Annotated in this window: 8 protein-coding genes and 4 tRNA genes; 3 read left to right on the top strand and 9 right to left on the bottom strand. The window is 45.5% G+C overall.

Annotation, left to right across the window (positions count from 1 at the left end; genetic code table 11):
* The 5 genes from RH45_RS22935 to RH45_RS12845 all read right to left on the bottom strand — a co-directional run.
* Nucleotides 1-117 (bottom strand): GTP-binding protein (locus tag RH45_RS22935; RefSeq protein WP_004743179.1); only part of this gene is annotated, 117 nt, incomplete at its 3' end.
* Nucleotides 118-252: 135 nt separating this feature from the next.
* Nucleotides 253-328 (bottom strand) — tRNA-Thr (locus RH45_RS12860).
* 13 nt (nt 329-341) lie between these two features.
* Nucleotides 342-416: transfer RNA gene (locus RH45_RS12855), tRNA-Gly, on the bottom strand.
* A gap of 35 nt (nt 417-451) precedes the next feature.
* A tRNA-Tyr gene (locus RH45_RS12850) sits at nt 452-536 on the bottom strand.
* A gap of 34 nt (nt 537-570) precedes the next feature.
* Nucleotides 571-646: transfer RNA gene (locus RH45_RS12845), tRNA-Thr, on the bottom strand.
* Between the two features lie 206 nt (nt 647-852).
* Between RH45_RS12845 and coaA the strand changes: the two genes are divergently transcribed.
* Complete coding sequence (coaA, locus tag RH45_RS12840) at nt 853-1,776, top strand: type I pantothenate kinase (RefSeq protein WP_008077802.1); 924 nt, start codon at nt 853-855, stop codon at nt 1,774-1,776.
* Between the two features lie 56 nt (nt 1,777-1,832).
* On the opposite strand, the gene RH45_RS12835 is transcribed toward coaA, so the two are convergent.
* On the bottom strand, nt 1,833-2,258 hold the full coding sequence (locus tag RH45_RS12835) for a DUF805 domain-containing protein (protein ID WP_008077800.1): 426 nt from the start codon (nt 2,256-2,258) through the stop codon (nt 1,833-1,835).
* A gap of 33 nt (nt 2,259-2,291) precedes the next feature.
* Nucleotides 2,292-2,639: a 5-carboxymethyl-2-hydroxymuconate Delta-isomerase gene (locus RH45_RS12830; protein WP_008077799.1), complete on the bottom strand. Its 348-nt coding sequence runs from the start codon at nt 2,637-2,639 to the stop codon at nt 2,292-2,294.
* A 272-nt stretch (nt 2,640-2,911) separates the two neighbouring features.
* Between RH45_RS12830 and tpiA the strand changes: the two genes are divergently transcribed.
* Nucleotides 2,912-3,682, top strand: a complete 771-nt coding sequence (tpiA, locus tag RH45_RS12825) for a triose-phosphate isomerase (RefSeq protein ID WP_008077796.1) — start codon at nt 2,912-2,914, stop codon at nt 3,680-3,682.
* A gap of 126 nt (nt 3,683-3,808) precedes the next feature.
* Nucleotides 3,809-5,149: an MATE family efflux transporter gene (locus RH45_RS12820; protein ID WP_071986178.1), complete on the top strand. Its 1,341-nt coding sequence runs from the start codon at nt 3,809-3,811 to the stop codon at nt 5,147-5,149.
* Between the two features lie 58 nt (nt 5,150-5,207).
* Here RH45_RS12820 and rraA read toward each other — a convergent pair whose 3' ends face one another.
* Nucleotides 5,208-5,732: a ribonuclease E activity regulator RraA gene (rraA, locus tag RH45_RS12815; RefSeq protein WP_008077793.1), complete on the bottom strand. Its 525-nt coding sequence runs from the start codon at nt 5,730-5,732 to the stop codon at nt 5,208-5,210.
* A gap of 76 nt (nt 5,733-5,808) precedes the next feature.
* Nucleotides 5,809-6,726, bottom strand: a complete 918-nt coding sequence (locus tag RH45_RS12810) for a 1,4-dihydroxy-2-naphthoate polyprenyltransferase (protein ID WP_008077792.1) — start codon at nt 6,724-6,726, stop codon at nt 5,809-5,811.
* Nucleotides 6,727-6,816 lie beyond the last annotated feature (90 nt).

Raw genomic sequence — 6,816 nt, 5'->3', positions numbered from 1 at the left:
TACTTTTGAAAGAGTAGTACAGATTGCAGCAGTTAGAGTTGTTTTACCGTGGTCAACGTGGCCGATAGTACCAACGTTTACGTGCGGTTTCGTACGTTCAAATTTTTCTTTAGACATGGGGTGTCCCTCTAGGTACGGATTTAGGTGGCTTTGATGACCACGCAACCAAAAGTTTTGGTATTAATTTTACTCTCAATCACTAAACGTAGTTTAGTAACAAGAAAGTATCAAAAGGAAAAGTTGCTTGAGAGCTGGTGCTGATAGGCAGACTCGAACTGCCGACCTCATCCTTACCAAGGATGCGCTCTACCACCTGAGCTATATCAGCACTCAAAATAGAGTGGAGCGGGCAGCGGGAATCGAACCCGCATCATCAGCTTGGAAGGCTGAGGTAATAGCCATTATACGATGCCCGCAACACGTAACTCTGTGAGCTATTTCCTAAAGAATATGGTGGAGGGGGACGGATTCGAACCATCGAAGGCAGTGCCAGCAGATTTACAGTCTGATCCCTTTGGCCACTCGGGAACCCCTCCAAATTTTTCATCCATTTCACTCATAAAGGAGAAATGGTGCCGACTACCGGAATCGAACTGGTGACCTACTGATTACAAGTCAGTTGCTCTACCTACTGAGCTAAGTCGGCATAAGTGGAGCGCATTCTATTGAAGGATTGCGTACCTTGCAATAGCAAATTTAAAAAAAAACGAGATTTTAGTTACTTTCCGCTTATTTGCTGAAAAAACACACAAAACAACCGTTAAAACCGACTTAATGTTGGCGTTGTCATTTGCTTTCAACGCTCGTTGTTGTATTTTCCTTGCTCTATCGCGAACTTTGGTTAGGAAGACTATGACACCTTATCTCTCTTTTAATCGCCAACAATGGTCAGAATTGCGTAATTCTGTGCCTATGACGTTGTCCGAAGAAGATCTGATTGAGCTACAGGGTGTCAACGAGAGTTTGACCATGGAAGAAGCCGTTGAGATCTATCTGCCGTTAGCTCGTCTGCTTAATCTCTATATCTCTGCGCGTCAAAGTCGTAACACGGTTCTAAACAACTTTCTTAGTAACCAAGAGTCCACGCCGCCATTTATCATCGGTATTGCAGGCAGTGTTGCAGTTGGTAAAAGTACCACCGCTCGACTGCTTAAAGCACTGCTATCACGTTGGGACAAACACCCTAAAGTTGAGCTGGTCACCACCGACGGTTTCCTTTACCCGAAGAAAGTGCTTAATGAGCGAGGTATCATGCATCGCAAAGGCTTTCCCGAGTCTTACGACATTAAACGTCTGGTTGAATTTGTCTCCGACGTTAAGGCAGCGAAACCCAACCTAGAAGTACCCGTTTATTCGCACATTACTTACGACATTACCGAGGAAGTCAAAGTCGTTGACCGGCCTGACGTGTTGATCATTGAAGGATTGAATGTACTCCAGAGCGGTATGGATTATCCACATGACCCGCACCGTGTATTTGTGTCCGATTTCTTGGATTTTTCTATTTATGTTGATGCAGAATCGGAGGTAATTGAAAACTGGTATGTGGAGCGTTTTTTAAAGTTCCGCCAGGGTGCTTTTACTAAACCCGGATCGTACTTCAGCCATTACACAAAACTGAATCAACAAGATGCGATCACTAAAGCTCGGGAGATTTGGCAAACCATCAATGGTGTAAACCTTGATGCGAATATATTACCAACCAAAGGCCGAGCCCAATTGATCTTAAAGAAAGGTCAAAACCACCTTGTGGAAGAAGTGTTCTTGCGTAAGTAGTCAAAAGCAAAAGGGTTGGCAAATTACGCCAACCCTTTTCATTCACTGTTAAACCCTTACTTGGGCTCGGGTCCATAACGGTTTTCACCCTCAGTACCTCTGAGGAAACCACATTCGATCAAAATCCACAGGCCACAGATTAGCGCGGCAACGGAACTGAATGCTTGTAGCATGCTCGGTTCGACACTCTGACTAGGATCCCCCATTGGCATCGTCATACGACCGATAACCAAAGGTATGTTCAGCAACAGCCACCAACTTGATTTCCCTCGGTCGTGCCAGCGCTTGGCCGTAATGGCTAAATCTGGCACGAGTACCAGAATCAAAAAGACGGGTAGAATCAAGTGAGCAAATGCAGGGAACAAGGCATTCATCCCGATCCCAAAACCTACTATCGCTAAGTAATAAATCACATTCCAAGTCCAATAGACCTTGCGCCCTATCCTGCCTTGAAATGAAAACAACAGCTCTTTAATCGACATCAGATTACCTAAAAAATACAACGAAATGAAAAACTAGTTGATGACCTTCTGAAAGCTCTCCTTATCCATGTCGCGCATATTCACCGTTAAACTGCGGACATGACTCGCTTGCTCTTGCAGTACCGTCATCAGTTGGCGAGATAGTTCACATTTTTGCTCAGCGGTGCGCCCATCCAGTAACTCGAAGCTAATGTGAATGAAATCCACACTGTCTCCTTCATCACCAACCAGCCAATGATGACAACGCAATGCTCGAGACTTTACCGAACCCACATCAAATAGGCCGCTTTGCAACGCCACTTTGTGTAAGTCTTCTAGCAGCCCTTGCACATTAACACGCTCATCAACTGAATTGGAGTATTCCATTACTAGGTTTGGCATAGTAGTCCTCAAATGTAAGAGAGTTTCATCATCATGATCTATAACTCAGTCACTATTAACAATTTCTGTGCAGATTTTGCAGTCACACAAGCCTATTCTGTTTATTGGATCACTCTAGTAAGTCACAGCGAACTCAATTCTGTGCACTCACAGCTCCAACCATTGGGTGAGATTCGGTTAAGACATGATACTAGTCATGATCTGGTGAATTTATTCTGTTATATTCCTACGAAGATTTTTTACATTAATTGATTAAATACGGAGATATTCCTATGCGTCGTCCTGTAGTGATGGGTAACTGGAAACTTAACGGCAGCAAAGCAATGGTAAAAGAGCTGCTAACTGGTCTTAACGCTGAACTTGAAGGCGTTGAAGGTGTAGACGTAGCAGTAGCTCCACCAGCTCTATACATTGATCTAGCTGAGCGTGTAATCGCTGAAGGCGGTAACAAGATCATCCTTGGTGCACAAAACACTGACCTAAACAACAGCGGTGCATTCACTGGCGACATGTCTCCAGAGATGCTAAAAGACTTTGGTGCTACTCACATCATCATCGGTCACTCAGAGCGTCGTGAATACCACAACGAATCTGACGAGTTCATCGCGAAGAAGTTCAACTTCCTAAAAGAGAACGGCCTTAAGCCAGTTTTCTGTATCGGTGAATCTGAAGCGCAAAACGAAGCGGGTGAAACTGAAGCAGTATGTGCGCGCCAAATCAATGCAGTAATCGACGCTTACGGTGTTGAAGCTCTTAACGGTGCGATCATCGCTTACGAACCAATCTGGGCTATCGGTACTGGTAAAGCGGCAACAGCTGAAGATGCACAACGCATCCACGCTTCTATCCGCGCTCTAATCGCTGAAAAAGACGCAGCAGTTGCTGAGCAAGTAATCATCCAATACGGTGGTTCTGTTAAGCCAGAAAACGCAGAAGCTTACTTCTCACAACCAGACATCGATGGTGCTCTAGTTGGCGGTGCTTCTCTAGACGCGAAAAGCTTTGCAGCAATTGCTAAAGCAGCGGCAGCAGCTAAAGCGTAAGATATTCCTAACGAATAAATCTTTGAAAGGTCAGCATATGCTGACCTTTTTTTATGGCGACGAATTGGTCGTATCCATTCAGATCAAGTATGCTACGCTTTTCTTCTTCTCGAACTCTCATTGCCAATGCAGGATAAACACGGCCTTTTAACTGGCCCTATTCCCGATGTATTACGCCAAATGACCATTCCGATGACCTTCGGATTGATCGCAATATTGATGTTTAACCTCGTGGATACCTTCTTTATTTCCCTGCTTGGTACCGAAGCCCTTGCGGCTGTTAGCTATACCTTTCCTGTTACGTTTGCTGTGAACTGTATAACCATGGGAATAGGAATGGGGCTTTCGACCAATATAGGCCGCTTGTTAGGTCAGGGACAGCCTCAAGAAGCCGCACGTTGCTCGAGTCATGGCATCATTTTAGCGGTCAGTTTGGTTGCGCTTACCTGTGCCGTAGGCCTAGTTACGATAGAGCCGCTTTTTCTTCGTCTTGGCGCAACGCCCGAGTTGCTGCCTCTCATTTATGAATACATGTGGATTTGGTACTGGACCATACCTCTCCTTGTAATCCCAATGGCGGGCAATAGTGCGATTCGCGCCACTGGAGATACCAAAACACCCGCTAAAATCATGATGCTGGCAGGCTTTATCAATGGCCTACTCGATCCACTGCTGATATTCGGTTTGGGGCCTTTCCCAGAGCTAGGCATTCAAGGCGCAGCAATCGCAAGTGCTTTTAGCTGGTTTGGCGCATTATGCGGATCTTTGTTTGTTTTGATCAAACGAGAAAAACTGCTTGCTTTGCCTTACCCTAGCAAACTAATCAGTGACTGGCGTTTAATCTTAAAGATTGGTACCCCTGCGGCATTATCAAATGCAATGACGCCTATTTCCGGGGCGATTCTAATGATGATGCTTTCCAGCCATGGTACAGCAGCGGTCGCAGCATATGGCGCAGCTCAACGCGTGGAATCGATTTTGATTTTGGTGTTAATGTCGCTAACTTCGGCCTTAACACCGTTTATTGCCCAAAATATGGGAGCGAACAACCCTCAGCGTAGCTTTGCCGGGCTGTTCCTCAGCATGCGATTCTCTATCGTATTTCAACTTGCCATCTTTATCATGATGGTTCCGCTTAGTATCCCACTAGCCGCGTTGTTCTCTCAGGAGCAAGTCGTCAAAGATTTACTCTGGCATTACCTGTTAGTCGTGCCATTTAGCTACGGCTTTCAAGGCATCATTATGATTTTGGTATCTGGACTTAACGCTCTGCATCAACCAATAAAAGCCTTTCAGTGGAGCTTTATGCGCTTATTCGCTTTTACCTTACCTTGCGCTTGGCTGGGGAGTCGACTCTTTGATATTGAAGGGCTGTTTATCGGCATTGCACTGGGGAATATCATTGGAGGCAGCTTAGGCTACCTTTATGCATTGCGATTGCGAAAACAGTACCTAACAGAGCAGTGACCCCTGTTCTCGCTTAAAGAACACAAAAACACCGGCATGGTAGCCGGTGTTTGAGGGATTAATCGGTCACAATAACATCATCGTCATCGTCTATTTCCAACTCTACGTCTAACGGCTCTTGGGATAATATTACGCCTGTATTATCAGCGTAGAGGTAGTCTTCAGGTAAAAAGGTCACGCCACCAAAGTTAACCGGAACATCGATTTCACCAACATTCTGCGCAGTCGCACCAACTGGGATTGAAGCAATGGCCTGAATACCAATGCTCATATCTTCCAGCTCATCCACTTCACGAACACACCCGTAGACTACAATACCTTCCCACTCGTTTTCTTCGGCAATGGCAGCAAGCTCAGCGTCAATCAAAGCACGACGCAACGATCCACCACCATCAATAAGAAGTACACGCCCTAAACCATCTTGATCTAAGATCTCACGGATCAGGCCATTATCTTCGAAGCATTTTACTGTAGTAATTTGACCCGCAAACGAGGCGCTACCACCAAAGTTACTGAACATCGGCTCTACAACATCGACTTGTTCTAAGTAAATGTCACATAAGGCAGAGGTATTGTATTCCATCGTGTTCCTTCCCATACCGTTTGTCTTCTCCCTCGAGTATATAGGGACATTAAGTCATTGCAATGACAAGCATCACTTAACTGACCAGAGTTTGCGCAATGACAGCCCCTGCAAACAATAAGTTAGTCACCAATGAGCACTTAACTACGATTGGCATCATAGGCGCAATTTGGGCTGGTTGGTCTGCCAGCCACACGGCCCTTCCATGCTTGTATACAACGAGCGCGCTGAGTAAAAAAGGTAGGCAAGTCCATATCGGACTAGGTTGTAGCAATAGATAAACGATAAAGGCGAGCAAACCGCCACCCAGTAACAAAGAGTGGTATTGCTTTGCTTTTTGTTGACCCAATCTCACCGCGACAGTGCGCTTACCACACTCCTCATCGTTTTCGATGTCGCGCATATTGTTAATGTTGAGAACTGCCACCGCCAGCAAGCCACACCCGACTGCTGGTAAAATGAGTGACGAGACAACAATGCCAGTATGAAGAAAGTAAGTCCCCGCGACACCCAGTAGACCAAAGAAGATAAACACGGATATGTCGCCAAGCCCAACATAGCCATAAGGTTTATTACCAACGGTATAAGCGATGGCAGCAACGATAGCCAGCACCCCTAACCCGATAAACGCCAGAATGCTCTGAAGGCTATCTAAGGCGTAAATAACCAATACCAAACCAGAGGCAATGGTTAGAGCGATGTTTATGATGATCGCTGACTTCATATCTTTCAGACTAACATCACCGGATTGAATCGCCCGCATAGGCCCAAGGCGTTGATCATTATCAGTGCCTTTGACTGCATCACCGTAGTCGTTAGCTAAATTGGACAAAATTTGCAGAAGTGTTGCCGTGAGAAATGCCAATAACGCCACTGGCAAAGAGAACTGATGAGTAGAATACGCCAGCACACTACCGGTAAGGATAGACACCAATGCCAAAGGCAAGGTTTTAGGACGAGCGGCATCAAGCCAAATACGTAAAGACTGTTTCATGAGTATTAGTGTAGTCACAAACTGTGTGACAAAGATTGTGGCACATCAAGCGCTAAGCTGAAAAACAAAAAAGGCCACCGAAGTGACCTT

Source organism: Vibrio sinaloensis DSM 21326, from assembly GCF_000189275.1.
In the GTDB taxonomy this organism is placed as follows: domain Bacteria; phylum Pseudomonadota; class Gammaproteobacteria; order Enterobacterales; family Vibrionaceae; genus Vibrio; species Vibrio sinaloensis.
The sequence above is the reverse complement of the archived record's forward strand: the minus strand, read 5'-3'. Positions and strand labels throughout refer to the sequence as shown.

Coding starts and splice junctions, on each gene's coding strand:
- RH45_RS12810 (WP_008077792.1), bottom strand. CDS start 6,726: ATGAAACAGTCTTTACGTATTTGGCTTGATGCCGCTCGTCCTAAAACC.
- RH45_RS12835 (WP_008077800.1), bottom strand. CDS start 2,258: ATGTCGATTAAAGAGCTGTTGTTTTCATTTCAAGGCAGGATAGGGCGC.
- RH45_RS12820 (WP_071986178.1), top strand. CDS start 3,809: ATGCAGGATAAACACGGCCTTTTAACTGGCCCTATTCCCGATGTATTA.
- RH45_RS12830 (WP_008077799.1), bottom strand. CDS start 2,639: ATGCCAAACCTAGTAATGGAATACTCCAATTCAGTTGATGAGCGTGTT.
- tpiA (WP_008077796.1), top strand. CDS start 2,912: ATGCGTCGTCCTGTAGTGATGGGTAACTGGAAACTTAACGGCAGCAAA.
- rraA (WP_008077793.1), bottom strand. CDS start 5,732: ATGGAATACAATACCTCTGCCTTATGTGACATTTACTTAGAACAAGTC.
- coaA (WP_008077802.1), top strand. CDS start 853: ATGACACCTTATCTCTCTTTTAATCGCCAACAATGGTCAGAATTGCGT.